The organism is Nostoc sp. 'Peltigera membranacea cyanobiont' 210A, assembly GCF_002246015.1.
In the GTDB taxonomy this organism is placed as follows: Bacteria; Cyanobacteriota; Cyanobacteriia; order Cyanobacteriales; family Nostocaceae; genus Nostoc.
This window is the reverse complement of the sequence record NZ_NOLJ01000002.1, coordinates 785650-811247: the sequence shown is the minus strand read 5'-3', so window position 1 is coordinate 811247 and position 25598 is coordinate 785650. Positions and strand designations below refer to the sequence as shown.

The window sequence follows — 25598 nt, the reverse complement described above, 5'->3', positions numbered from 1 at the left end:
TTTATTTTCTATTGAGATACTCAATCAATTTTTGTTAAATACCTAATAAATGATAAAGGCTGAAGAATTTATCCATCATTCTTCAGCCTTTATACTCAGACTTGAGACTTTAAACAGTCGTAATGTCTTTTTCTTTTTCTGCCAACAGTGAGTCTATTTTGGCAGTGTACTCGTTTGTTAGTTTTTGCAAGTTGTCTTGTTGGTCTTTTGATTCATCTTTGGAGATTTCGGAGGCTTTCTCCTGTTTGCGAATGGCGTCTATGGCATCGCGGCGAATGTTGCGAATAGCAACACGACCCTCTTCAGCATATTTGGATGCCATTTTGACGAATTCTTTACGGCGTTCGCTGGTTAAGGGCGGAATATTCAACCGGATTACAGAACCGTCGTTACTGGGTGTTAAACCCACATCTGAGAGGGAAATAGCTTTCTCAATGATGTTTAGGGTGTTGCGCTCGTAGGGTTGAATTAAGATTGTCGTGGCATCCGGCGTGCTAATGTTCGCCAGTGATTTCAAGGAAGTGGGCGAACCGTAATAATCCACCAATACCTTATCTAATAGACTCGCATTGGCGCGACCAGTGCGAATCGAGTTAAAAGATCGTTGAGTCGCCTCAACGGTTTTTTGCATCGTACTTTCAGCTTCAGCTAATTTCACAAGAACCTCCCACAAGGGTGCCGATGGATTCTCCCAAGACTGCTCGGTGGATATTTCCTCGCACCGTTAGGTCAAATACCAGAATTGGGATATTATTTTCTTTACACAAGGCGATCGCAGTACTATCCATCACCCGCAAATCTTGGGCTAAAACGTGCGCGTAGGTTAAGCTATTGTAACGCTTGGCGTCAGGATAAATATGAGGATCGGCATCATATACTCCATCTACTTTGGTGGCTTTAAAAATCACCTCAGCATCGATTTCTGCTGCTCTTAATGCCGCAGTAGTATCTGTAGTAAAAAAGGGATTTCCAGAACCAGCACCAAAAATTACCACCCGTCCTTTTTCAAGATGACGGATGGCACGACGACGGATATATGGTTCTGCTAATTCTTGCATAGCGATCGCGGTTTGTACTCGCGTCTGTACTCCTATGCGTTCTAGCGAATCTTGCAGCGTCATGGCATTCATTACCGTGGCAATCATCCCGATATAGTCAGCGGTTGCCCTGTCCATCCCCGCCGACGCTGCTTTGACGCCACGAAAAATATTGCCGCCGCCAACAACTATGGCGATTTGAGTACCAGTGGCTATCACCTCTGCTAATTCTTGTGCTATTCCTTTGACCACTTCGGGATCAATGCCATAGCCCATGTTGCCCATTAAGGCTTCACCGCTCAGTTTGAGTAAAACCCGTCGGTAATTCGTTCCCATGAAGTTACGCTTTATCAAAAAAGTTGCAATTGCCTCCAATTTAAGATAACAGTTACAGGGACTATCTATGTCTAGTTACGCCAAATCAATGTAGTACCTACTGGTTCTGTTTGTGGTATGGCTATTTCTTCACCTTTAAACAGAGAGGCGATCGCAGTTCTCAAATAATCCTCTCCCACTGATAATGGTTCTTGGGGATGATTATCAATTTTACCTTTGTAGCGTACTATACCATTACTATCTATTAAAAAGGCTGTTGGTGTTTTGGTTGCCCCGAAACTACCGGTCACATCTTGAGTTGAGTCCCACAGGTAGGGAAAATTCAACTGGTGACGCAGGGCAAAAGCTTTCATATTTTCAAAGCTTGACCTAGTGTCGTAGTCAACATTACTACCATTGAGTCCAATTAGTGTGAACCCTTTTGGAGCAAATTCGGCTTGAATGTTTTTTAGCCTGCCTAAATACCACTCTACGTAAGGACAGTGGTTACACATGGAAATAACGCCCACTGCTCGGAACTTCTCAAGATAACGCCTGAGATGGTGTACTTGACCATCAATTCCTGGCAGTTCAAAATCCGGTGCGTAGCTCCCAACGGGAGTATCAATTGTTTCTAGTAGATTCATGATTTCTGGCCCGCAGAACTAGGAACAAGAAAAATATTATTAAATTCAGCGTCAGTTTCCAGTTGCAAACCACCCCTTAGCCGATGCCTCATATTCGCCAATCTTATAGACCAAATTTGCGATCGTAAATTGTGAAACTACTGAATCTAGCACTGATGGTAATTCTCTCACATCTAAAAAATAGCCAAAATATTACTCACATTAAAAAAGTTATGATTTCAACTACTGACATAATCTCAGTTGTGAGTAAATTACCTCTATCAACAAGATGAAAACTCTATACTGGATAAAACTATCACCTTAGAAGCTTTCGTGGTATATGTATAGGCTATCACTAGAGCAAAAGATTTATTTTGAAAATCTGATAAATTTTATCCAAATTAAAAACAATTTTACTTGTGCCTTGCTGTTGAAAGCCTTTATACCCTTGTTATCATCAAATTTTCCATGACAACCTCAAGTTCAAAAACAGCACTTAACTCTACAAAAACCTGGATTTGGCAAGATTTTCCGATCTGCTATCAAACCCAAGGGACTACTGGGCCAGCTGTTGTCCTGGTGCATGGATTTGGCGCTTCTTGGTGGCACTGGCGAAAAAATATTCCTGTACTAGCACAAAATTGCCGTGTTTATGCTATTGATTTGATTGGTTTTGGCGCTTCCGCAAAACCTCAACCTGGTGAAAAAATTAACTACACACTAGAAACCTGGGGACAACAAGTAGCAGATTTTTGCCGTGAAGTTGTCGGTGAGCCAGCTTTTTTAGTCGGAAATTCCATTGGCTGTATTGTCGCTATGCAAGCAGCAGTAAGCAACCCAGATATTGCCTTGGGAGTTGCTTTGCTCAACTGTTCTTTACGGCTGTTGCACGATCGCAAACGGGTAACTTTACCTTTATCTCGTCGTTACGGAGCGCCTCTACTGCAACGCCTGTTATCTATCAAACCAGTTGGCGATTTCTTTTTCAATCAACTCGCCAAACCGAAAACAGTGCGGAAAATTCTCCTGCAAGCTTATGCGAATGCTGAGATGGTGACAGATGAGTTGGTAGATATTCTCACTTCCCCAGCAGGCGATCCGGGGGCTGGGGCTGTGTTTCTAGCTTTTACTTCTTATTCTACAGGGCCACTACCAGAAGACCTTTTACCACTGTTACAGTGTCCTGCGATTATCTTGTGGGGAACAGCCGATCCGTGGGAACCAATTAAGTTAGGTAGAGAATTAGCTAACTTTCCCCAAGTACAAAAGTTTATTCCTTTAGAAGGAGTGGGGCATTGTCCGCAGGATGAAGCGCCGGAGTTAGTCAATCCGATTTTACTTGATTGGATTTTGGAGCGATCGCGGTAATAGACAAGGGTTCAATTTTCACCTAATGGGTGGTATTGAATATAATCAAAAAGATTTATTTTTTGTTGATTGAGCCGATATGAAAAATTGACTTTCTACCACTTTTTTTGTACAAATATGATTTTTTCGCTAATATTCCTACAGAAGTTCAGGAAAAAATTTAAGAACGATCTATTGAGGGAATTATAGAAAAACTCAATGCTATCAAGTCTATTATTGAACCTGCTCCTTTACTTGCTGATGGATTTCCACTCTCCAAAGTAAGGCCCATGTTCAATAGTGCCATCGAACATAATAGTATCCCAGATTACATTCATGCCACGACAGATCATGTCGTGGAGGGCAGGGGTAGCACCTCGAAAATCAGCACCAATCAAAATAGCGTGTTCAAAAGGAGTGAGCTGTGCCCCACGAAAAATGGCATCAACAGCATTCATATAAGTCAAGACAGTTCCAGTCAAATCGGCATTGGTCAAATTACACTGATACAAATTGACACATTCCAAGTTAGCATCTCTGATAATCGCATTATCCAACCGAGCTTCAATCAGAGAAGCACCAAAGAGATCGGCTTCACTCAAATCGGCTCCTCTCAAATCAGCGAAACTCAAATCGGCTCCACGCAAGTTGATATCCCGCAAGACAGCACCTTTAAGGTCAATATAGTTGCGCCCATATCCTCTTTCTCTAATTACCACAGCCCCAGCGAAGTTTCGTTTACCAGAAGTGTACTTTTTCAACAACTCTTCAGTGGTAATTTCCCAAGCCATAATTTAAAATCCAATTTCTTTTCTAATCTCAAATATAGTACTACTCCCTCTCTAAGAGGTTCAGAAGGACTTTCTTATAGTTCTTGAAGTATTGTATTAGTCCAAAAACTTTTAACTATTTCTCCCTATCTTCATCTAGTGCTTTTTGGATAGCTTGGCGACAAAACTCAGGAGGATCGTCTTTAGCCTTTACCTCTTCCTTCATTTCCTTAGAGACTCTAAAACTCAATTGGTCAGTTAATGGCTTATCTCCCTTTGCTTGCGCTGGTTCAAAATTTTGAGGGTTCCCTTTAGGATTAGGCATTGTTGAGAGATGTAAATATAGCTTAATACTAACGAAACCATTAGAATAAAGTTTTAGATCGGTGGTGATACCCAGTCTACAAAACAAGTTCACCACCGATACCACTTTTACAAATGGGTAACTCTATTTTATGTTTACAAGGTCAGAACTTGAAATTAAAACCACTGCTGAGTTGAGAGACTTATGTAGGCGTTACGGATTGAAGCCTACTGGGAATGGAGGCTACAAGACCAGTTGGATTGTTACCTTGATGGCATTCCCACAGATAGCACTCGCTCAACTAAGACAAGGAAGAGGGTTGAAGTCTCCAGGCTTTAGCGTTATTCAATTCCTTGAAGGGGTGGTAGATGAGATGAATTCACCCACAGATGAGCAAGCAGCACTGATCAAGCTGACGATGGAAGGCAAAGCTATGAGCTACCCTGACAGATACGATCAAGAGAGCTTGCTTAACTTGCACAAGGCTAAGATGTATCTTGAAATGGCGATCGGACTGCTAAACCAGTAAATCAGTTTACGACTTTAACGCACCTAGTTCCCAGCATCCTAAGCCTGGGGATTTTTTTATGTTTATTTCTCTACGTCTACGCGAAACTAGAGACGGTGGCAGAAAAAGTCAAACCACGCTCAGATGATTAAAATGAAACCAGCCCACGAAAGAGAACAGTTAATTAAAGATATCAACGTACTGCTACATCAAGCTTATGACAGTACTTTAGATGAAATTCACGCACTCTTAAAAAGAATCGACGATCTAGACGACGAAGAAGACTTAAAAGCCATTAAAGAAGCTAGGGAAGATATACGCATTAATGGCACAGTGTCTTGGGATGAAATTCAAAACGAAATAAGAAACGAAATAAACAAGGATGTTGCGTGAGGTACGAAGTTAAATTTTCAAAGGGTGCAAAAAAGCAGTTTAGGAAACTACCTCTAGACATACAAGAGCGCATACAAACTAAAATCAACGACTTGGCAATAGAACCACGTCCAAACGGGGTTAAAAAATTACAAGGTGATGATAATTCATATCGTGTTCGAGTCGGAGATTATCGAGTTATTTATGAACTAAATGACGATGTTTTGATAGTGACTGTAATTAAAATAGGACATCGTAGCGAGATTTATAAAGATGGAAGTTAGCACAAGTCAGTCAAAGTAAGATGCACCTTGAAATGGCGATCGGACTGCTAAACCAGTAAATGTAAATCGGTTTACGACCCTAATGCACCTATTCTCTAGCATCTTAAGCCTGGCGATTTTTTTATGTTTATTTCTCTACGTCAAAGTTGTTGGACAACTTTAGAGATAATTAGTCGGAGAGCGATCGCGGTAAGAAACTCGAAGCAAGCTCTTAAAACACAAGGTATATATTCTCCTCCATCTGAACCATCTGCTTCTTTTTTGGCAGAGGTATACCCTGTAACATCTTCACAGTATTTATTAGAAAGGAATGTCCTCCCCATTAACTTTGTCCGGGGAAGGGGCCGGATAAATTACATAAGTAAAACCGGGGATGAACTCTCCGTCCGGTCGAATAACGTCCCAGAACTCACACGGTTCTTCTCCAGAACCGCTCAACTTGGCATCTCGAAGGTTAACTCTGATGAAACGAGTACTGGTCATATCACATATCCTGGTGTTGATCCCTCCCAAATCACAGTCAAAAAATCGGGTACATTCCAAGTTACAAGACTCGATGTTGCCATTGCTCAAGTTACAGTAACAGAATTCAGATCCAATCAAATTGCAACTTCTCAAATTGATACTGCTCAAGTTGACATAGCGAAATTTAGCACCTCTAATATTGAGAAATTGCAGTTCAACCCCACTCAAGTCAGCGTACTCCAAAATGAGGCTCTGAAAATCTCTCTCCCCAGCAGCATAATGTCTCAAAAACTCCTGAGCATTCATATTATTAACTTACAATGAATTTTTGGCACTATCTCTTAATTTAATCAATTAGGAATAGCACTCAAAAAGATTAGTAACTAAGAACTAACTGACTTAAAAAGAAAGCAAGGGCTGCACTACCCAAAGGAACTGTTAAATTGTCAATACCTAAAAATGAAACAGCTTCTAAAGCAGTAGCTATAACTGCCACTATCAGCGATATCGCCCAAGTTTGCCAACTGTTTCCTTGAGTTCCAACTAAAATCAAACTACTGACAAGATAGCTAACGAGCATCATAGTTAGGGAGCCTTCCCAACTTTTTTCTGTCCCAAAAACTTTATACTTATGTGTACCAAAGCGTTGCCCAATTAAGGCTGCTAATCCATCTCCCCAAGTCATTACTAAAATTCCGAGCGCTGCGTACTGGGGTTGTTGTAAATACCAGAACCAGGCAACTAAAATACCGAAACTGACGGAGTAAAAAAACGTCCCTAAGCTTTGCCGTCCAACGCTATTAATACCAGGAAGAATGGGCAATCGGTAGGATAATAAGGTGATTGCACTCGCTAAAATAGAAGCTGTAATCCCTACGCTGGCGGGAATATCTAGCCACCAAGCGATTAAAATCACATTACCAGTGCCAATGTGAACTATCTTCCGCACGATTTCTGGCTTGTCGGCAAAGCGGTTTACCACCCCTGCAATCAGGAGGATGAGTAACACCCAAATTGCAGCCGACGCAATTTGCAGCCAGAAAACCGGAATTGAGGTTAAGTCAGAAAATGTAATTAACAAAGATGCGACAAAATGAAAATTTTTACCCCTGTTACTAATTTATAAGATTTGGGTAGCTGCAATGAAATTATTATTTATTTGGCTGATTCGGGGCTACCGAATGTTTATCTCGCCGTTGTTTCTCCCGACTTGTCGCTTTCAACCAACTTGTTCGATGTATGCTATTGAAGCTATTGAACGATTTGGAGTGTTGCGTGGTAGCTGGATGGCAACTCGGCGGATTTTGTGCTGTCATCCGTTTCATCCAGGTGGTTACGATCCAGTGCCAGAGCTGGTGGAAAAGGTGAAGGAGGAGTAGTTTTGTGTAAATGGTGGCGAATTGAGGATTGGAGTTTAAACGCAGAGGGGCGCAAAGGGAAGCGCGGAGGGACGCAGAGAATGAGAAGAGGGGTAGATTATTAAAGGATGTGTTCGTGGGTATAGCTATTTGGGGAGATGTCAACAGCTGAGGTTGTCATCTAGCGTGGGAGGGTTGAATAATTTAATTTGGACTTACGATGATTAATCCTACTGCGATTTCTATACCCGAACCACAAATTCCTACTCCTGGTCCGAGTCCACTACCTAGTCCCGAACCTGTACCGGGACCAGCGATTCCTCAACCGTTACCGGGGCCTGTACCAGAACCAGTACCTGCTCCCATTCCTCAGACGGTTCCAGGGCCAATTCCCCAAACCATACCGGAACCTGTTTAGATTACCTTGGTAATGTAATCCAAAATCTCAAATCTAAAATCCAAAATGCTAAGAGCCGGAATTGTCGGACTTCCCAACGTCGGAAAATCTACTTTATTTAATGCTGTAGTTGCTAATGCCAAAGCAGAAGCAGCTAACTTCCCTTTTTGCACGATTGAACCGAATGTCGGCGTTGTCGCAGTACCGGATGAACGGTTAAATGTTCTTGCTAAAATTGCCAGTTCGGCACAAATCATCCCGGCACGGGTGGAGTTTGTGGATATTGCGGGTTTAGTTAAAGGTGCAAGTCAGGGTGAGGGACTAGGGAATCAATTCCTGTCCCACATCCGGGAAGTTGATGCGATCGTCCATGTGGTACGTTGTTTTGAGAATGACGATATTATCCATGTTGCTGGTTCTGTCGACCCAGCGCGAGATATTGAAATCATTAATATAGAGTTGGGTTTATCAGATTTAGCACAAATTGAGCGGCGAATTGATCGTACTCGTAAACTAGCTCGTACCAGCAAAGATGCACAGTTTGAAGTCTCAGTTTTAGAAAAATTAGCTGCGGCTTTAAATGAAGGTAAATCGGTACGTCAGGTGAGTTTGAATGAAGAAGAAACAGAAATTATTAAAGGATTAGAACTGCTCACTTATAAACCGATTATCTACGCTGCGAATGTATCTGAGGATGAGTTGGCAACGGGTAATCATTTTGTGGAAACAGTGCGGCAAATCGCAGCAACAGAAAATGCCCAAGTTGTGATAGTTTCGGCTCAGGTTGAAGCTGAATTAGTAGAATTACCAGAAGAAGATAAAGCTGATTTTCTTGAGTCTTTAGGTGTGGAAGAAGGCGGTTTGAAATCATTGATTCGGGCAACTTACACGCTTCTAGGCTTGCGGACATATTTCACTTGTGGCCCTAAAGAAACCCGCGCTTGGACAATTAATGCGGGAATGTCTGCACCTCAAGCTGCTGGTGTAATCCATAGTGATTTTGAGCGGGGATTTATTCGCGCCGAAACTGTTGCTTATAAAGATTTAGTAACAACTGGTTCGATGAATGCTGCGAAGGAAAAAGGGTTGGTTCGCAGTGAAGGTAAAGAGTATGTTGTGCAGGAAGGAGATGTAATGTTGTTCCGATTTAATGTGTAGGGGTAATTAATCAGTGGCCGTTATCTTTGAGATAATGGTCAACCTACACGAAGTTGCGTAGGCTTTGCCCGCCGTAGGCATCGCACCAAATAAATTGACAAATATCCTATAATGTGCTTCAAGATATGCAAGGCGATCGCAAATAAACCAGCAATCCTCAAAATCAAGTAGCTCTCATAAAATCGAGTGTATAGCTTTGTTGCTCTATCAAAGCTATACCACTTATACCGAAAGGGATGCCACCGCGAACTGGACGTTAATCTTGCGCCCAAGCTTTCTGAGATATGAGTAACACTGCACCTAAGACTACTATATTGATAATTAACCTAAGAAACCGAGGCATATTGATTTAGCCAAGTTGTGAGTATTGGTAAAAGGAGTGTGTTAACGGATGAATCATATCAAATCCAAGCAATTTGCACCCACATCCATAAAGCAGCTTTTTGTACTCACAAATACCAGTATACTTACGTAATTAGTTGACTCACGATAGTACTTTCTGTAAACAAAGCAATAATTCGTTGACAGTATAGGGCTTCGACAAAAATGTATTGACACCAATAGCTGCGACTGCACTGAGCTTATTGTCAGACATGAGTCCACTGCTGGCGATAATTTTGACTTGGGGGTTGATTTTTTGCAAGGTACGCATGGCTGTTAAACCATCCAGCGAGGGCAGCATAATATCCATGAGGACGGCACTAATTTTATCTCTATTTTGAGCGTATAGCGCGATCGCCTCAATGCCATCACTGGCAACTAAGATTTTGTAGTTGTGAGCTTCTAATGATGTTGTCGTAATCTCTTGAATGGCGGCTTCATCATCGACAACCAAAATCAATTCTCCATGTCCTGTCTGTGGTGGCAAATTTTCGGGGCTGCGTGTTTCTATTCCCCCCACTGCTGGCAAGTAAACCTTAAAGCTAGTGCCACTTTCCAGTTCACTATACACGTTCACAAAACCTCCGTGACTTTTAACGATTCCCAATACTGTGGAAAGTCCTAAACCCGTGCCCTGTCCGACATCTTTTGTAGTAAAGAATGGCTCGAAAATTCTATCTAGCATTTCTTTAGGAATCCCAACTCCGGTATCGGAGACAGTAATCACTATGTAAGGCCCCTCTTTGGCTTCTAGGTTCATGCGGGCATAATTTGCGTCAATCAACATATTTTCAGCAGAGATACTCAAAGTACCGCCATTGGACATAGCATCACGGGCGTTAACGCAGAGGTTCATCAGCACTTGATGCAGTTGGGTACTATCTCCAGAAACCATCCACAAACCTGGCGGTACATTAGTGCTAATTTCTATCGATTTGGGAAATGTCTCTTTAAGAATCTTGGCAATTTCCACAATTATATGTCTGAGTTGCAAAGTGATGTGCTTCCCTTCTACACCCCGCGCAAAGGACAGCACCTGTTTGACTAAATCAGCACCGCGTCTAGCGTTAATTTCTAAAATTTCCAGTAGATGACGAGTCCGCTCATCTGCATTAGGAAATTTTAGCGGTAGCAGTTGCGCTCCTGCCAAAATCGGTGTCAGGATGTTGTTGAGGTCGTGAGCAATACCACTAGCTAAAGTGCCAATACTTTCCAGGCGTTGAGCGCGAAATAATTGGGCTTCTAGGTGCTTTTTCTCGGTAATATCTGTGTCAACGGTGAGAATTGATTTGGGTTTTCCTTGTTCATCGTATACCAGAGTCCAGCGACTAGCCACAAGGACTTCTTTGTTCATTTTAGTAAGTTTTGTTAATTCGCCCTGCCACTTACCTTTACTAATAGCTTGCAATAGAGCCGCTTCAATTTCCGGCGAAGGTTCGTCATACAAAAGTTCGCTAGCATTTTTACCCCAAGCCTCTGTAGCTTGCCAGCCATAAAGTGTTTCTGCACCTTTGTTCCAGAAGAGAATTTGATTGTTTAAATCTCGCACGCAAATGGCATCTGTCGTCACGTCTAGTAACGCTGCTTGTTCGCGGATTTTTTCTTCAGCTAGCTTGCGATCGCATAGCGCGGCTTGCCGTTCGCGTAACGCAGCCTGTCGTTCGCTAATATCTATACTGGCGCATGTCACCCCGACAATTTCTTGGGTTTCATTCCGCAATGGTTCGACAGTTAAATCGTAATATCGGGTTGTATCTTTGATGGTAATTGATACTTCCTCGCGCGTTCCTACACCTGTCGTCAGCACTCCACGTTTAATTGTAATCAGACGTTGAGCATCTTCTATTGGGATGATATCTAAGTCTTGTTTACCCAATATCTTCTCAACTGTTAATCCAGATGGGGGATTGTAAACCCAGGTGTACCGCAAATCTCTATCCTGGTTGTAGACAAAAATTGGAGAATTTTTGAGAGCAACCCGAAATCGCTCCTCACTCTGCCGCAGTGCGTTGTCTGCCTGTTGGCGTTCGATGGCATAACGCATAGATCGCACCAGCAAGTCACCAGTTACTTGCCCTTTCACTAAATAATCTTGCGCTCCTTTTTGCATTGCCCTAGTTGCCAGGGTTTCATCATTTATACCCGTCAACACAATGATTGGAGTTCCTTTTGCCTGATTATGAGCAATGACAAAAGTTTGTAATCCCTGGCTATCTGGCAGCGAGAGGTCTAACAAAATCACATCAAAAATTTCGTTTTTTAGGTAGTTGAGTGCTTCATAAAGCCCCTCAACGGGCATCAGATCAACTACAACTGTGGTAACTTCCTTGAATAACTCCTGTAACAACAAGACATCACCAGGGTTGTCTTCTACTAATAAGACTTTAATATTTTCACCTGCCATTTCCACTACTCCGGTGGCAGTTTTACAATCGCAAACCAAAAATTTTCTATTGATTGGACAATTTTAACGAATTGATCGAAATCTACTGGCTTAGTTATATAACAGTTGGCAGAAAGATTATAAGCTTTGAGGATGTCTTCTTCAGCTTGGGAAGTCGTCAAAACCACTACAGGAATTCGTTTGAGGTTTTCATCTCCTTTAATTTCTGCTAATACCTCTCGTCCGTCTTTTCTAGGGAGATTAAAATCGAGCAGTACAATATCTGGATGGGGTACTTTAGCATATTTTCCCTGTTTTCGCAAGAAAGCCATTGCCTCTACACCATCTTCGACTACGTTCAAGTGAATCGAGATTTTGCTATCTTCCAGGGCGATTCGTGTAAGTTGGACATCGCCAGGATTATCTTCTACTAACAAAACCTCAATAGGCATAATCGCTGTTATGGTGTTTACCATTGCTTACCTACTCTATCTGGAATTGTGAAGTAGAAAGTCGAGCCTTGACCCGGTTTCGACTCAACCCAGATGCGCCCGCTGTGGCGTTCGATAATTTTCTTACAAATTGCCAGACCAATTCCAGTACCTGGATACTTATCTCTACCGTGCAAGCGCTGAAAAATTATAAAAATACGCTCAGTATATTGGGATTCTAAACCAATTCCATTATCACGCACTGAGAACAACCATTCATCCTCCGAGGGGGTAAAATTTAAATTCTTTCCATCTAATATATCTGCATCTCTTTTACTTACTCTAATGTGAATTAATGGCTGTTGACGATCGCAAAATTTGATCGCGTTGGCAATCAGGTTTTGAAATACTTGTGTCAATTGGGTAGCATCAGCCATCACTTGAGGTAGAGTATCGTAGGTGACAACTGCCTTTCGATCTGCGATCGCAACTTGAAGATTAGCAAGCACCTGTTCTAAGACAACACTACAATCAGCTGGCACAAAAGGCTGTCCACGGGTGCTGACGCGGGAATAGTTTAACAAATCGTTGATTAGGGTCTGCATCCGCCTGGCCCCATCTACTGCATAGGCAATAAACTGATCGGCATTGGCATCCAGTTGGTTTTTGTATCTCCGCTCCAGCAGTTGTAAATAACTAGTCACCATCCGCAACGGCTCTTGCAAATCATGAGAAGCCACGTAGGCAAACTGTTCTAATTCTGCATTAGAACGACTAAGTTCCTGACTTTGCTGGGTTTCTTTTTCTAATAGTTGTGCCTGAGATAAAGCAATCCCAATTTGGTTCGCTAATTGCTGTAACAAATCCATCTCAAACTGATTCCACTGTCGAGGTGCGCTACACTGATGAGCTAGCAATAAGCCCCAAATATCGTCCCTGACAAGAATCGGCACTACCAGATTAGCCCTGACAGCAAACTGCTGAAGAAATTCTTGATGGCATGGTTGGATATGAGCAACTTCAATGTCTTCAAGGGCACTTACTCTTCCCTGACGATATCTCTCTATATATTCTTCTTTAAAACAGGGGTCAAAAATATTTTCTCCTAGAATTACTGGCCAACCAGGCAGGACTGCTTCTTGTACCACTGTTCCCGAACCGTCACTTTCCAGTCGAAAAATTAACACCCGATCGGCTTGCAGTAATTTTTGTACCTCTGTGACAGTGGTTTGAAGAATTTCATCTATTTGTAAAGAGTCTCGAATTTTTAGGGTGATTTCGGCAAATAGTTGCGATCGCAGATTTTGCCGCTTTAATTCTTCATTTGCCCGCTTGCGTAAGCGAAGCTCGTCGTAGACATCTGTGATATCAGTATAAGAACCAACCATCCGTACTATATCACCCAATGCGTCCCAAAGTGCCTGCCCTCGATCTAGAATCCATTTATAGCTGCCGTCTTGACACTGGACTCGATATTCACAGACGTAAAACGGTGTTTTCTTGGCAAAGTGGTCTTGGAAAGCCTGAAGTACCCAATCTCGCTCATCGGGATGGATTCGTTTTGTCCATTCATTCCAACGGTTGGAAACTTCGTAGTCTTTATAGCCGAGCATTTCCTTCCATTGAGTTGAGAAGAACACTTCATTAGTCTTGAGGTTCCAATCCCAAATACCATCATTATTACCATGTAATGCTAGTTGCCAACGTTCTTCACTTTCTCGTAGTGCTTCTGCTGTTTTCCGTCGTTCAGTAACGTTTTGAAAATAAACAGACAAGCCGTCTTTTGCCGGATAGGCATGGACTTTAAGCCACTGTTGCTGTGGCAGATACAACTCCTCAAATTCGACGCTCACCTGTTCTAAGATTGCCCTGCGATATTCACAATCAAATGTTGTGCCGATAATTTCTGGAAACACCTCCCAGATGTTTTTACCCAAAAGCTCATTGTGAGTTTTTTGCAACAGCCGTTCTGCTTGACCATTAATATAAGTAAATTGCCACTTTTGATCCAGGGCAAAAAAACCATCAGTGATACTTTCGAGAAGATTGGTGATGCGGGTTTTGGCGGCTTCAGACTGGGCGCGGGCTGCTTGCTCGTGCGCCACTAGTTTTTCAGTAACTTTAGATACCTCATTTACATGACGCCTGAGTTCGAGTTGGTCGATTACCAGGCGACTCAAACCCACAAACGCCTCTATTTGTTTTTGGCTTAGTTGTCGTGGAACTTGGTCAATTGCACACAGAGTTCCCAACATATCTCCCTGCGGAGTAATTAAGGGTACACCTGCATAAAACCGTATATATGGATAGCCAGTTACTACCGGATTACTAGCCAACTTCTCATCAGCTAGGGTATCAGGAACCACCACAACATTACGCTGCTCTTGGCAAAGATAAGATAATCCAACACTACGGGGCATTTCTGATACATCTAAACCTATTTTTGCCTTAAACCATTGACGGTTTTCATCAATAAAATTTACCAATGATATGGGAGTGCCACAAATAAAGGCCGCTAACTGAGCAAGATTGTCATAGGCTTCTTCGGGTTCCGTGTCAAGAATTTGATACTGGCGGAGGGCTTCTAACCTCGCTACTTCTGTATCAATATGTCTAGGTTTCATTAACTTTTTTTAATAAATCTAAATGTGATATCGAGTCATCAGCGTGATTATCTTAAAAATAGCTTAACGTTTTTTAATAATTGTTAGCCCTTTCCTCACCTTTGGCTGTTCAGGAAAGTCTGTTAAAAGCGATTCTTAAAGGATGTTTGAAAAGTATTTTTCGTAACATCTAAGCCTTAGAAACCTAACTCTCCCAGCCCCCTTTGCCTAAAACTCTAGTATTTCCACTACATGACTAAGAGTATCCTTAATTCGCTCAATCAGTGTACTGCGCGGATGTATAAATAAACTCCGCTAGCAAACAGCAGTAGTAATATGACAGTCACCGAAGTGTATCAAATTATCAGACAGAAGCGACTAGTCTGAAGTATATTTTTTACTTGATTTTTTAAGTTAACAGTCTGGAATTACGTATTTATACGGCTAAATCATGGCTCAATTTTTGAGTTGGGGTGATTTTGCTGAGGTTGAATTTTTGCTCAAGAATTACACTCTTGTTGCAGTAAATCTGCTTAATCATATTTTATTCTTTGCGCCAGGATAAGACATCAAACTTTTTTGACTATCTATATTTACTGAAACACTGTTGAATCCATCGAATCAAATAAATCAATAATCAATTCAAAGACCAAGTATTAAATAATGGTTAATTTTCGACATTAGCCAATGCTCAATAGTTTGAATCGCCAAAAATTTTATTCTGAAAACATTGAAAAATCCAAATCGAAAAGGTATCAATATCTCCCTAATGAGATTCAAAAAAAATGTAAAAATTCTTGGGATTTGTTTATTGTATTCAACAATACTATACAAAATTGTATTTATTAAATTACCTGCGATCGCTCTAAGCATAAACAGGCAAAACAACATTGATTTAATCGCTAATCATAACAATTTATTAATCAATTCAAATCAAAAAATAAATAACTTCCAAAGCCAAGAACTGTTAAAACAGGCTTTAAGAAAGTCTAACTCTAACCTAGAGAAACCAAAACAGCTACGCAAATTCACCATTGCTGACGTTATCCCAATTGAAGAATACAAAGACAAACCTCCCAAGCTACCTGAAGAAGATGAAGAAAAGCCTCAACCAAATACAATTCAACCATCAAATTCAAATCCATTAAAACCATACACACCCCAGCAGCAAATACTCATAGAAAAACTACGTCGAACAAAAAAACAACAACAAGTAATCCAAAAGAAAATAATTATTGACGCTCTGACTGCAAGTTCCAATCGGTATTCTTGGATTGTTAATCCAACAGATAACCTGACTTTTAAACCTCAATTATTTAAACCAAATGAAGACGAAAATTATATAGATACAGATTTAAATATCAAATTTTCTGGAGACAATCAGTTTGTTGATAAATTTACTTATGCTAAATTTCCCAAAGATGACCAGTTTTACTGGGTTCTCGATAACAATAGATTAGTAATTGAGACTAAAGGTACACAAGCAGGTATTCTTGCCCAAGGTAGAGCTTCTGAAACTTACATTACCCAAAATATGACATCAACCCAAGGATTTTGGGGATTGCAAAATATTACTACTTTACCTGTGAATTTTGATGAATTAGTCGGCGGAGCTAAAATTCAAGATTTTTCTATACTTTCTCTAGCAGGAGAACTAATTAATCCTGAAGGGATACCTGCTGGTAAAGTAATAATTAATAGCGGGATTAATCTTAACGATCCTAATGTCACAGTTTTGGCAAATACTACACCAATTATTGGAAGCGGTTCCACTTTTAGTAATGATGGTGGCGGATCTTTATTTGATTTATTAGATGCTACTAATACACCTAAAATTTTACAAGCCTTTCCTACCACGAATTTAAAGCCTTTACTAAATGGCGGAAGCGTTCAACTCAAGCTAGGCGAAATTATTCCCGATCGTGTTCTAGAAGCGACTGGTATTTTATGGGGAAATATCTTAACGGGTGAAGGTTTTGGTTTTACTGCTCCTGTCTCTTCGTTACCAGGTGTTAAGATTGCCCAGAGAGGCGAATTTGATAATTTTGATTTATTAAATATAGCAGTTAATCCTTACTTGACGCCACTTGAGAGAGACTTGTCTTATTTAAATTCTTTATTATGGGTATCTTTCGGCAAAAGAGACCCCATATTTAAAACTTTATCTGAGACACAAAAAACTTCTAATTGGCACAGATTATATGTTAACTATCCTCATAATCGTACTGTTGTTCAATATGATAAAGAAAAAATTAGTGCTAGTTATTCTAATATTTTTTCTAGCCCAGGATTGTCTATTACAGCTAATTTAAGTGACTTTAGTATTGATAGTATACAAACAGCTAACTCTACTTTAGGATTGGCATTAGGTGGAATCTTTGAATTCATTAAAATAGATAATATTAATGAAAGTTTAGCAGAAGCACGAGAAAGCTTTAAAAACGGAGAAAGTTTTGTTGAATTAAATACAAAGTCTACACCGAATCAAAGAAGACAAATTAACAACAGACTAAATCGTACTTTAGCTTATTCTAATGCAACTAGCGACCTAGAACAAGTCTCTGGAAGTATCACACTTCAAAGTAAAATCACTCCTAATAATTCTAATATTTTGGAACTGAGAACAGGAAATCACAAACGCACAGTCCAATTTTTACAAAGAGATGTTGAACTTTTAGATCCAGGAAATACGTTCTTTTCAACCCTCAGACTTTCTAATGAAAGATTTGGCCCTCTGACTTTCATAGGAAATCAAATGCCTTTGACTAATACTGATATTAATCCTATTAACGAATCTAGCGGTGCTGAAGTTATTTTGACTAACTCCCAAGGACGACAATTTGTACAACGATTTAATTCGGAAGATAACACTATAGTACCAATTCCAGTCCGCACATTTGATTTGGCATTCGATTATTTTGAACTCACCAGAGTCGATCGCATAGGTGTGAGTTTTAAAAGCTTTGATGGTTATCTATCTTTACCTTCAGTCGAATTATTAGCTGCTGGTTCTTCTGGGAATTTAAACTATAGCGCTAGCTTAGGAACTTGGTTTAATATAAATGCCAACTCAGCGCCTGGAGTTTCTAATAATAATTTAGGGTTAGCAGAACCATCTGTGGGTATATATGCCAGTATTCTGGCTAACTATATTAAAACTCATGTCCAGTTAAACTCAAATAAAAAACCTGTAGCTGTCAACACTCACATACCATCATTAAAAATTGACTGGAATAGTGCATCAAATAACAATAATCCTTTTTCCACTGTATTCAGCTATTATTTTAATCATCAAGAAAAAAATATCAGTTTTTCTTTAGCGCCTGCAATAGCTTTTATTCAAGATAATAGCAATGGTGAGTTTTTAACACTGTTTAGTGGTGATCTTAGCACTAGCACAGGTTTAAACATTAATACGAACCTAGAGTTAGGTAAAAGCCTTTTTTATGAGTTACAAGGTTTACAAAAAGTTGGTAGAAATTTCTCTGTTGGTGCTTACATTAAAAATTATTCTACCAAGAATGTGGGCTTAAATACCCGATTGTCTGGTCTAAACTACGGAGCTATTTTTAGATATAATTTTACAGATAATAATATTTTTATAGAATCTAAAATTGGTACGGGAGAAAATGGACTTGATATGCAAATTCAAGGTGGTTATCGATTTTAAATAAAAAAGTAAATAAGCAAGCTAAAACTAGAAAGATTTACTCTGGATTATTTAATTAAACAATATAACAATATAGGCGAGTACTATTTTAGTATGTAAAAACAATGATTACAATCCAAGGAGGCTTCTTTCCCTTGATATCTTGGCTTTTTCCTATTGCCTTTTGCTCTTTACCTCTTGCCTAAGAATTATCAAATATCGTAGATGCAGCAATAAATTTAATATAGTTTTTGCAACTATTCTAAAGCTCCTAAGGCATTATTACTGTTGATTGTCTGAATGAGAGAGGCTGTATCGGGAATTAATGTTTGATTATTGACTGTTTGTAAAGTTGGATTCAAAAACGAATTGTTATTATTTGTGATTATTTCATTGGCTGTGCCTACTGTCAGAGATAAAGAAGTTATTCTTTGATTAGTTGCTCCAATATTTGTCAAAGTAGGCGTTATTGTTAGAGTCGTATTTGTGCCGGGATTTAAAAAATTATTACTAACAGGTAAAGAGAGTTCACCACTAACACTTTGATAAGCGCCGGAAGGCGAAACTATAGAAATAGCCCCACGTGCCACAGCTTCTTGTGCATATGCTGGCACTGCAATAAAATTGCCTATACTGATAAAACCCAGCAAGCAAATGGTTCTTTTGATAGTTCTAGGCAATTGACGAAACACGCTATACATAACTTATCCCTCATGCTTTTTTTGATTGGCATGAGCAATATAGCGGTAACTTTTCAGAAAATTTGATTGCTAGACTACTAAAATTTGGTATAAGAATTGACACTTAGTAAATAAAGGCAAAGTTCAATAGGCAAATACCAAGAGTAATTATTGTGTTATTGTCTTGTGCCTATTGCCTTCTAGCTTCCGTCTTTTGCCTTTTGTATTTTACCTATTGGCTAATTTAAAAGATTTCGTAAAGTATCTATTTAAACAACATCAAAAGCCCGATTTCTTTAAGAAACCGGGTTTATATGGTAATATAGTAGATAAGTTTGGAAATACCGCCCCTCAACTACATTCAAGGGGCTGTATTTTTTCTTCAATCCCTCAACTACATTCAAGGGGCTGTATTTTTTCTTCAATCTTTTACATCTCAATCACTCTCTACTTTATCTTCTGTGAAAACTATGGATACAAGTAAAGAAGAGTCAGTCAAAAAATTGATTCGCGTATTACCAAATACTTTGATGCAAATGCCCAGCATGGGGATAGTCGTAGACGTTTCGTCTCAACTGATGGCAAAATTTTTTCAAACAATACCCAAAAAGAGATTGAAAATCAATGCAAGGTGTGAAAGCATATAGACTAAAAGCCGATCGCTTTTTACACTATCTTGATTTTCTGTCAGTTAACAATCAGTCTATTCTAGACCGCCATTAACACTAGCTGCTCTGACAAGGGCTGCTAGGTCTTCAATTGATGTAGCAGTACCGGCATCAATCTTGGCTGCAATAGCTGCTTCGATTGTAGAACTGGGTGGTGATACTAGGTTTACAACTGCACCTGGATCTATTGTTAAACTAGTTACAAGTTCGTCATTTCCACCCGCGGTACCGCTATATGCAGGTGTAACAAGTAACATTGGTCCGGTGAAATATGCAGAAGTGGGTGCAGTTAACTCAGCACTGACGCTGACAGAAGAACCTGATGGTCTAACAATTGTAACCGCACCACGAGCAGCAGCGTCTCCTGCATTTGCAGGTGCTGCAAAGAAATTACCAACACCAACCAAACCTAATACACAAACGCTGCCTTTGAGAATTGCAGAAATTTTCATGATTAACAAACTCCCCGTGTTGTTTTTCTTTACGTTCTCAATATAACCATTGCCTACCAAAAAAATCCCAGTAACAATACTGAATTTTAGATAAATTACAGAGGTCAGAAATAAAAAAAACTAATAGATGGAAGTAATGGCGTGGATCTGAATAAAAGCTTCAAAACCATCATCTAAATAGAGTCGCAGCAAGGCTTATGTATAACCATTGCCTGTATAAAATTTGTGGCAATAATCACCAAACTTTGGATTTTAGAAAATTAAATCCAGAAAGTACTGGAGGTAAGGCTTGAGACTGCTTTCAACACCACAATCTATGTAAACACTGCTTAATAATTCGTTAAAACTTGTCAGATATGGCTACGTCATATCTTTGCTAAATCTTAAGTGCATCTTTATGGTTAATATGCTGTGGGCAACGATTTAAATCCTCAGGCTGATGGCAGTTATTGTATGGATACAATATTTTGAAAGGGCAGATAACTATACGCCAATACCATATTCCACAAAGTTGAAAACGGTTATAAAATCTAGTTATAGGTTGGGTGGGTAGGGTAATTATCTGGAAGATACCCAAGGCATCGCGCAAAGCGCCCAAAAATTTCTTAGTAATGTTGGCTTTCGTGTCTACACAAGTTAATTTTTGAATCTTTGACTAAAGTTATTTAAATACAAATAGATTTTTAAAAGTCTGATGTCTGTCCTTTACCAGTAGTGAGGTAGATAATAAGCACAGCCAAAAATTGCCTCAGCGTTACCCTCAAGCACCATTTAACTTACTATATTTATTATCCCCCAGTTGAATGGGCTACATCTGCCTGCCTTTAGGTCATTATGGCAAAATCTAAGAAAAGCGCTACCCCCATCAATCTCAGCGATCCACAATATTATCTTAACCGAGAGTTAAGCTGGTTAGAATTTAATGCCAGGGTATTACATGAAGCCTGTGACGATCGCACCCCACTTCTGGAACGTCTTAAGTTTTTGGGAATATTTAACTCTAATTTAGATGAGTTTTTCATGGTGCGCGTTGCTGGCTTAAAGCAACAAGTAGAGGCAAAAGTTAGCCTGTTAACTCCCGATGGTCGCACACCACAACAACAGCTAGACGATATTAGGTCTACCCTCACTCCCCATGTCAACAAACAGCACCAACATTTTGAGGAAGTACTTCGTCCTCTACTAGTAAATCATGGCATTCATATTCTGAATTACATAGATTTAAATCAAAAGCAGCGGACTCATCTCAACAGCTATTTTGAGGAACAAGTCTTTCCAGTTTTGACTCCCCTGGCTGTTGACCCCAGTCATCCCTTTCCTTTTATTTCTAATCTCAGTCTAAATCTGGCTGTTGTAGTCAAGAACCCAGACACCGAAGAGGAATTCTTTGCCAGAATCAAAGTCCCTAGTGTTCTACCACGATTTTTACCGATACCGCCTGAGTTGGGAGATCAGAACAGCGAAAAACCTGCCCACTGGACTGGAGTACCTTTAGAACAGGCGATCGCTCATAACTTGGAATCTCTATTTCCAGGGATGAACATTCAAGAATATCATCCGTTCCGCATTACCCGTGATGCCGATTTGGTCTTAGAAGAAGATGAGGCAGATGATTTGTTGTTAGCGATCGAACAGGAATTGCGAAAACGGCGTCTGGGTGGTAGTCCAGTCCGGCTAGAAATTCAATCCCAGACTCCTGAAATAGTGCGATCGCGATTATTGCAAGATTTGGAATTAACAGAAAGTGATGTTTACGAGGTAGATGGTCTTTTAGGACTGCGAGATTTAATGTACTTTATGTCCTTGCCATTGCCGGAACTCAAAGATCCACCACGCCAATCTGTTGTACCCTTACGCCTGCAAAGGTTGAGAGAACCGAGTTTAGACCCAGATGCGCTGGAGACGGACGAAGGAAAAGACTTTTTTGCTGTAATTCGGGAAAAGGATTTACTAGTACACCATCCTTATCAATCCTTTTCGGCTACAGTAGTCCGTTTTATTACCCATGCTGCCTACGATTCAAATGTGTTAGCCATCAAGATGACCCTTTACCGGACTTCTGGTGACTCACCCATCGTCAACGCCTTAATTGCCGCTGCTGAAAATGGCAAGCAGGTATCTGTGCTGGTGGAATTAAAGGCGCGATTTGATGAGGAGAATAATATTTATTGGGCAAAACGACTAGAAAGAGTTGGAGTTCATGTCGTCTATGGTTTAGTCGGGCTAAAAACCCATAGTAAAACCGTCATGGTGGTACGGCGCGAAAAAGACCGGATACGTCGCTACGTGCATATTGGCACTGGTAATTATAACCCTAAAACAGCACGACTGTATACAGATTTAGGATTGTTTAGTTGCCGTGAAGAATTGGGTGCTGACATTACAGATTTATTTAATTTCTTAACCGGATATTCCCTGCAAAAATCCTATCGAGAGTTGCTGGTTGCCCCTGTGAATATGCGCGATCGCTTTTTGGCACTAATTCACCGCGAAATCGAAAATGTTCAAAATGGATTTTCTGGACGGATTGTCGCCAAAATGAATTCCCTAGTCGATCCAGAAATTATCGCCACTTTATATGAAGCTTCCCGCGCTGGAGTGCAAATCGACTTAATTATCAGGGGTGTTTGTTGTTTACGCCCAGGAATCAAAGATATTAGTGAAAACATTCGTATCATCAGCATTGTCGGTCGCTTTTTAGAACACTCTCGAATTTATTATTTTCATAACAATACACAGGAGGAAATATATATCGGCAGTGCTGACTGGATGCGTCGCAACCTAGATCGCCGAGTCGAAGTAATTACCCCAGTAAAAGACCCAGATATTGCTAAAGATTTGCAAGAAATTATGGGAATTATGCTCGCAGATAATCGCCAAGCTTGGGAATTACAAGCTGATGGTACTTACATTCAACGGCGTCCTTATGATGATTCTCCAGAAGCTAATTCACAAAAAATTCTCATGAACATGGCATTGCGCTCAACCGGTGTAGTCCCAACCTGATTGATAAAAAAATAAGTTACTTATACCTTGACAACTAGCTCAACTTAGTTGTTTTTGGAAAAATTGAATTTTTTGAGCAGTTGTCTAAGTTGTTTATCATAGGTTCACACAAGTTATTCAACCATAGGATAGAGTCAGTGCTGGCACTTGTTCTCATAAACTGGAGAGGCTATTCTGAATAAATTTGTCTTTCCCCTCAATGTTAATGTTATCCTGCGAGCTTTCTACCTTGCGTGTTTTAGTAGTTGATGACCACGAACTGACTCGTTTAACCTTACAATTGGTTTTTTCTTGCCAGGAAAATATTCAAGTAGTAGGTTTAGCCAGTAATGGTGAAGAAGCTATAGAAATGGTTAAACGTTGCCATCCTGACGTAATTGTTCTAGATTTACAGATGCCAGTCATGGATGGCTGGAGTGCGTCCAGTCACATTAAAGCTATATCTCCGAACACCCAGATACTTGCTTACTCCTCAGTGGAAGATGTCAATTTTCACGGGACAAAGGCAATGTCTAGCTTTGATGACGTTTGCAAGAAAGATGTGCCTACAAGCGAACTTATTGCCTTAGTTAGGCAGCTGGGTCAGCGTGCAGGAGATGGTTCAGTGGCAGGATAAATGATGCAGTGATTATTGCTTCGCCAACTCAGGCTTAGTTCAATTCTGGGGATTTGAAGACATGATACTACTGAAGAACGTCGGTCTAGCCTGAAGTTGAGGTTGAACCGACGTAATTTTTGATAACTTCTACTCTACCGGAATAGTGCGTGTAAATTCATCAATTAGTTCATCCAGTTCTTCCAAAGCCTGATTTACATCTATTCTCAAAGTTCCCAGGTTTGGTTGCTCCAGTAAGCTTAATAGGTAATCGCGTTTACTTTGAACTGCGACAATTCGTTCTTTTATAGTCTGTAAATCCATTATTTTTTTCCTATCTTTAACTACCTTTAAATTTAAAGTTAACTCAAAATCTAATATTTTGGCACACTATACGCCGTTAGTAGTCAACTTAGAGCTACCTGCCTTGCCTACGAGATGCTGCGCAAATAGTAGACTAAGGAAAAATTGAGTGTTTGAAAATCACAAAGATAAAAGTGGGTAAAGTCTCGTTTAAACGAAGCTAGTGCTTTGGGCAAAAATGCCTGACTTGTTGGCTCTTGGTGTGTTGCCTTCCGGCTCTTTAGCAACTGCCGTGCGGTTTAACCGCCTTAATATGGCAATGTTGAATACTAGCGCCTGGGGACGATGTTCTTTCCTAATTTGTTGCTCATAGCCGATGATAATAAAACAAGGTATTCAGACTTTATACTAATTTAAGCTCATGCTACGCCAAATTTCTTTAGGAACACTCGGTCTAACTATCGGTGGCATATTAACCATCATTGGCTTCGTCGCCTATGCTGATAATAATGCCACACTCAATCTTGTCGGATTTTTTTACGGGATTCCTCTATTATTGGGAGGGCTGGCACTAAAAGCTAATGAACTTAAGCCAGTACCATTTACCCAAACTACGTCACCATCAGCATTGATACTGCGCCAGCAGCAAGCAACTGATACGCAAAATAAAATTCGCAAAGACATCACCCGATATTGCTACGGTCAAGATGCTCATCTAGATACAACACTTTCTTTTCTGGGTTTGAGTCCCACCGATCAGGAACGGCCAACAGTCACAGGGTTACGAGAAACAGAAGTTGATGGGAGCTATGCCCTCATTTTAGAATTTGATTCACCGTTAATACCAATTGATGTGTGGCAAAAAAAGCATGAAAAAATGACCAATTATTTTGGTCCTGGATTGGAAATTAAAATAACGCAGCCATCTGAAAATACAATTGAGCTAGCGCTAATCAATATTCAAAAAGAATCACTAGTCACTAGTCAGTAGTTGAGAGCAAAATCTTAAGCATTTACCAAAAAGTTACTTTTCTAAACGAACTGCGTACCACTGTAAATATTTCCCAGGCCCAATATCTAATTCGCAACTAGTGTCAATTAAATATTGGGCTTGAGTCTCCACAGTATCAAACTTTTGCAAGTCAGGCGGTAAATCTTGAATTATGAGTTGTTGAAGAGTTATTTTGAGCTTTTCTAATAGCTCTGATGGTGTCATAAATTGTTCTGGTTGATTTGTTTCTAAAACAACAAAATGATCCTGCTGGTACATTAATGAGTCTGGCATTTTAAAGATTTAGCGAATGTCAATAGGTTTGGATGATTTTTGTAAGAACTTTTGCTTGTTTGTGTAATCAGCTTGAGTTCTGTATGGTTTATGGCTAGAAAGAAATGGTTATGAAGTCACTTGAAAATAAAGTTTTGCACTAAGTTTTATCTCAATCTTATGTAATTATACTAAACCTCAGCAAGCCTTGTCGGATAGACTAAATAAATTTCAGTCAGGTG

The 25598-nt window shown here is 40.0% G+C and carries 25 protein-coding genes and 1 pseudogene; 11 read left to right on the top strand and 15 right to left on the bottom strand.

Annotated elements, in window-relative coordinates:
• Positions 1–109: 109 nt before the first annotated feature.
• From frr to CDG76_RS08420, 3 genes are all read right to left on the bottom strand, one after another.
• The gene (gene frr / locus CDG76_RS08430; RefSeq protein ID WP_094348578.1) at positions 110–658 is read right to left on the bottom strand and encodes a ribosome recycling factor; all 549 of its coding nucleotides are present in this window, start codon (positions 656–658) and stop codon (positions 110–112) included.
• Complete coding sequence (gene pyrH / locus CDG76_RS08425) at positions 645–1373, bottom strand: UMP kinase (protein ID WP_094348577.1); 729 nt, start codon at positions 1371–1373, stop codon at positions 645–647. Before pyrH ends, frr begins: the two co-directional genes overlap by 14 nt.
• A 71-nt stretch (positions 1374–1444) precedes the next feature.
• Positions 1445–1999: a thioredoxin family protein gene (locus tag CDG76_RS08420; RefSeq protein WP_094348576.1), complete on the bottom strand. Its 555-nt coding sequence runs from the start codon at positions 1997–1999 to the stop codon at positions 1445–1447.
• A gap of 447 nt (positions 2000–2446) precedes the next feature.
• Between CDG76_RS08420 and CDG76_RS08415 the strand changes: the two genes are divergently transcribed.
• A complete protein-coding gene (locus CDG76_RS08415; RefSeq protein ID WP_094348575.1) occupies positions 2447–3346 on the top strand; it encodes an alpha/beta fold hydrolase in 900 nt (299 codons plus the stop codon).
• A gap of 230 nt (positions 3347–3576) precedes the next feature.
• Here the strand turns inward: CDG76_RS08415 and CDG76_RS08410 are convergent, their stop codons facing one another.
• Both CDG76_RS08410 and CDG76_RS08405 read right to left on the bottom strand, forming a co-directional pair.
• The gene (locus tag CDG76_RS08410; protein WP_094348574.1) at positions 3577–4116 is read right to left on the bottom strand and encodes a pentapeptide repeat-containing protein; all 540 of its coding nucleotides are present in this window, start codon (positions 4114–4116) and stop codon (positions 3577–3579) included.
• Positions 4117–4231: 115 nt separating this feature from the next.
• Positions 4232–4420, bottom strand: a complete 189-nt coding sequence (locus CDG76_RS08405; protein ID WP_094348573.1) for a hypothetical protein — start codon at positions 4418–4420, stop codon at positions 4232–4234.
• A gap of 130 nt (positions 4421–4550) precedes the next feature.
• On the opposite strand from CDG76_RS08405, the gene CDG76_RS08400 reads away from it, so the two are divergent.
• From CDG76_RS08400 to CDG76_RS08390, 3 genes are all read left to right on the top strand, one after another.
• Positions 4551–4928 carry a hypothetical protein gene (locus tag CDG76_RS08400; protein ID WP_094348572.1) on the top strand — a complete coding sequence of 126 codons (378 nt, stop codon included), beginning with the start codon at positions 4551–4553 and terminating at the stop codon, positions 4926–4928.
• A gap of 132 nt (positions 4929–5060) precedes the next feature.
• The gene (locus tag CDG76_RS08395; protein WP_094348765.1) at positions 5061–5300 is read left to right on the top strand and encodes a hypothetical protein; all 240 of its coding nucleotides are present in this window, start codon (positions 5061–5063) and stop codon (positions 5298–5300) included.
• Positions 5297–5563 (top strand): type II toxin-antitoxin system RelE family toxin, encoded by a 267-nt coding sequence (locus CDG76_RS08390; protein ID WP_094348571.1) that lies wholly within the window; start codon positions 5297–5299, stop codon positions 5561–5563. Before CDG76_RS08395 ends, CDG76_RS08390 begins: the two co-directional genes overlap by 4 nt.
• Positions 5564–5703: 140 nt before the next feature.
• Here CDG76_RS08390 and CDG76_RS35950 read toward each other — a convergent pair whose 3' ends face one another.
• The 3 genes from CDG76_RS35950 to CDG76_RS08380 all read right to left on the bottom strand — a co-directional run bounded on the left by CDG76_RS35950 (position 5704) and on the right by CDG76_RS08380 (position 7109).
• Entirely contained in the window at positions 5704–5886 is a 183-nt protein-coding gene (locus tag CDG76_RS35950; protein ID WP_143854046.1) for a hypothetical protein, read from the bottom strand.
• Positions 5864–6334, bottom strand: a complete 471-nt coding sequence (locus CDG76_RS08385; RefSeq protein WP_094348570.1) for a pentapeptide repeat-containing protein — start codon at positions 6332–6334, stop codon at positions 5864–5866. Before CDG76_RS08385 ends, CDG76_RS35950 begins: the two co-directional genes overlap by 23 nt.
• 70 nt (positions 6335–6404) lie before the next feature.
• Positions 6405–7109: a diacylglycerol/polyprenol kinase family protein gene (locus tag CDG76_RS08380; RefSeq protein ID WP_094348569.1), complete on the bottom strand. Its 705-nt coding sequence runs from the start codon at positions 7107–7109 to the stop codon at positions 6405–6407.
• Positions 7110–7170: 61 nt separating this feature from the next.
• Between CDG76_RS08380 and yidD the strand changes: the two genes are divergently transcribed.
• From yidD to ychF, 3 genes are all read left to right on the top strand, one after another.
• A complete protein-coding gene (yidD, locus tag CDG76_RS08375) occupies positions 7171–7407 on the top strand; it encodes a membrane protein insertion efficiency factor YidD (RefSeq protein WP_094348568.1) in 237 nt (78 codons plus the stop codon).
• Between the two features lie 199 nt (positions 7408–7606).
• Positions 7607–7804 (top strand): hypothetical protein, encoded by a 198-nt coding sequence (locus CDG76_RS08370; protein ID WP_094348567.1) that lies wholly within the window; start codon positions 7607–7609, stop codon positions 7802–7804.
• A 45-nt stretch (positions 7805–7849) separates the two neighbouring features.
• Positions 7850–8941 carry a redox-regulated ATPase YchF gene (gene ychF, locus CDG76_RS08365; protein WP_094348566.1) on the top strand — a complete coding sequence of 364 codons (1092 nt, stop codon included), beginning with the start codon at positions 7850–7852 and terminating at the stop codon, positions 8939–8941.
• 484 nt (positions 8942–9425) lie between these two features.
• On the opposite strand, the gene CDG76_RS08360 is transcribed toward ychF, so the two are convergent.
• Genes CDG76_RS08360 through CDG76_RS08350 form a run of 3 tightly spaced genes read right to left on the bottom strand, consistent with a single transcriptional unit; the run spans position 9426 to position 14760 of the window.
• On the bottom strand, positions 9426–11726 hold the full coding sequence (locus CDG76_RS08360) for a hybrid sensor histidine kinase/response regulator (protein WP_094348565.1): 2301 nt from the start codon (positions 11724–11726) through the stop codon (positions 9426–9428).
• A 5-nt stretch (positions 11727–11731) separates the two neighbouring features.
• Positions 11732–12181, bottom strand: coding sequence for a response regulator (locus CDG76_RS08355; protein ID WP_094348564.1), 450 nt, complete (start codon positions 12179–12181; stop codon positions 11732–11734).
• Positions 12175–14760: a GAF domain-containing protein gene (locus tag CDG76_RS08350; RefSeq protein ID WP_094348563.1), complete on the bottom strand. Its 2586-nt coding sequence runs from the start codon at positions 14758–14760 to the stop codon at positions 12175–12177. Before CDG76_RS08350 ends, CDG76_RS08355 begins: the two co-directional genes overlap by 7 nt.
• A 709-nt stretch (positions 14761–15469) precedes the next feature.
• On the opposite strand from CDG76_RS08350, the gene CDG76_RS08345 reads away from it, so the two are divergent.
• Positions 15470–18409, top strand: a complete 2940-nt coding sequence (locus tag CDG76_RS08345) for a hypothetical protein (RefSeq protein ID WP_223265178.1) — start codon at positions 15470–15472, stop codon at positions 18407–18409.
• Positions 18410–18645: 236 nt separating this feature from the next.
• Here CDG76_RS08345 and CDG76_RS08340 read toward each other — a convergent pair whose 3' ends face one another.
• The gene (locus CDG76_RS08340; protein ID WP_094348561.1) at positions 18646–19089 is read right to left on the bottom strand and encodes a hypothetical protein; all 444 of its coding nucleotides are present in this window, start codon (positions 19087–19089) and stop codon (positions 18646–18648) included.
• Positions 19090–19771: 682 nt separating this feature from the next.
• A complete protein-coding gene (locus CDG76_RS08330; RefSeq protein WP_094348559.1) occupies positions 19772–20188 on the bottom strand; it encodes a hypothetical protein in 417 nt (138 codons plus the stop codon).
• Between the two features lie 834 nt (positions 20189–21022).
• Between CDG76_RS08330 and ppk1 the strand changes: the two are divergent.
• Both ppk1 and CDG76_RS08320 read left to right on the top strand, forming a co-directional pair.
• Positions 21023–23232: pseudogene (gene ppk1 / locus CDG76_RS08325) on the top strand (polyphosphate kinase 1).
• 161 nt (positions 23233–23393) lie between these two features.
• Positions 23394–23810, top strand: coding sequence for a response regulator (locus CDG76_RS08320; protein ID WP_094348557.1), 417 nt, complete (start codon positions 23394–23396; stop codon positions 23808–23810).
• A gap of 129 nt (positions 23811–23939) precedes the next feature.
• Here CDG76_RS08320 and CDG76_RS37160 read toward each other — a convergent pair whose 3' ends face one another.
• Entirely contained in the window at positions 23940–24113 is a 174-nt protein-coding gene (locus tag CDG76_RS37160) for a hypothetical protein (protein WP_094348556.1), read from the bottom strand.
• Between the two features lie 400 nt (positions 24114–24513).
• Between CDG76_RS37160 and CDG76_RS08310 the strand changes: the two genes are divergently transcribed.
• Positions 24514–25083: a DUF2854 domain-containing protein gene (locus CDG76_RS08310; protein ID WP_094348555.1), complete on the top strand. Its 570-nt coding sequence runs from the start codon at positions 24514–24516 to the stop codon at positions 25081–25083.
• Positions 25084–25116: 33 nt separating this feature from the next.
• On the opposite strand, the gene CDG76_RS08305 is transcribed toward CDG76_RS08310, so the two are convergent.
• Complete coding sequence (locus CDG76_RS08305) at positions 25117–25377, bottom strand: chlororespiratory reduction protein 7 (protein ID WP_094348554.1); 261 nt, start codon at positions 25375–25377, stop codon at positions 25117–25119.
• Between the last annotated feature and the right edge of the window lie 221 nt (positions 25378–25598).

Bases quoted from the DNA above. Each gene is read 5' to 3' on its own strand.
- CDG76_RS08385 (WP_094348570.1), bottom strand. From the start codon at position 6,334: ATGAATGCTCAGGAGTTTTTGAGACATTATGCTGCTGGGGAGAGAGAT.
- CDG76_RS08305 (WP_094348554.1), bottom strand. From the start codon at position 25,377: ATGCCAGACTCATTAATGTACCAGCAGGATCATTTTGTTGTTTTAGAA.
- ychF (WP_094348566.1), top strand. From the start codon at position 7,850: ATGCTAAGAGCCGGAATTGTCGGACTTCCCAACGTCGGAAAATCTACT.
- CDG76_RS35950 (WP_143854046.1), bottom strand. From the start codon at position 5,886: ATGGGGAGGACATTCCTTTCTAATAAATACTGTGAAGATGTTACAGGG.
- CDG76_RS08360 (WP_094348565.1), bottom strand. From the start codon at position 11,726: ATGGCAGGTGAAAATATTAAAGTCTTATTAGTAGAAGACAACCCTGGT.
- CDG76_RS08400 (WP_094348572.1), top strand. From the start codon at position 4,551: ATGTTTACAAGGTCAGAACTTGAAATTAAAACCACTGCTGAGTTGAGA.
- CDG76_RS08350 (WP_094348563.1), bottom strand. From the start codon at position 14,760: ATGAAACCTAGACATATTGATACAGAAGTAGCGAGGTTAGAAGCCCTC.
- CDG76_RS08405 (WP_094348573.1), bottom strand. From the start codon at position 4,420: ATGCCTAATCCTAAAGGGAACCCTCAAAATTTTGAACCAGCGCAAGCA.
- CDG76_RS08395 (WP_094348765.1), top strand. From the start codon at position 5,061: ATGAAACCAGCCCACGAAAGAGAACAGTTAATTAAAGATATCAACGTA.
- pyrH (WP_094348577.1), bottom strand. From the start codon at position 1,373: ATGGGAACGAATTACCGACGGGTTTTACTCAAACTGAGCGGTGAAGCC.
- CDG76_RS08370 (WP_094348567.1), top strand. From the start codon at position 7,607: ATGATTAATCCTACTGCGATTTCTATACCCGAACCACAAATTCCTACT.
- CDG76_RS08355 (WP_094348564.1), bottom strand. From the start codon at position 12,181: ATGGTAAACACCATAACAGCGATTATGCCTATTGAGGTTTTGTTAGTA.
- CDG76_RS08340 (WP_094348561.1), bottom strand. From the start codon at position 19,089: ATGTATAGCGTGTTTCGTCAATTGCCTAGAACTATCAAAAGAACCATT.
- CDG76_RS08420 (WP_094348576.1), bottom strand. From the start codon at position 1,999: ATGAATCTACTAGAAACAATTGATACTCCCGTTGGGAGCTACGCACCG.
- CDG76_RS08320 (WP_094348557.1), top strand. From the start codon at position 23,394: ATGTTAATGTTATCCTGCGAGCTTTCTACCTTGCGTGTTTTAGTAGTT.
- CDG76_RS08415 (WP_094348575.1), top strand. From the start codon at position 2,447: ATGACAACCTCAAGTTCAAAAACAGCACTTAACTCTACAAAAACCTGG.
- yidD (WP_094348568.1), top strand. From the start codon at position 7,171: ATGAAATTATTATTTATTTGGCTGATTCGGGGCTACCGAATGTTTATC.
- CDG76_RS37160 (WP_094348556.1), bottom strand. From the start codon at position 24,113: ATGGATTTACAGACTATAAAAGAACGAATTGTCGCAGTTCAAAGTAAA.
- CDG76_RS08410 (WP_094348574.1), bottom strand. From the start codon at position 4,116: ATGGCTTGGGAAATTACCACTGAAGAGTTGTTGAAAAAGTACACTTCT.
- CDG76_RS08330 (WP_094348559.1), bottom strand. From the start codon at position 20,188: ATGAAAATTTCTGCAATTCTCAAAGGCAGCGTTTGTGTATTAGGTTTG.
- CDG76_RS08310 (WP_094348555.1), top strand. From the start codon at position 24,514: ATGCTACGCCAAATTTCTTTAGGAACACTCGGTCTAACTATCGGTGGC.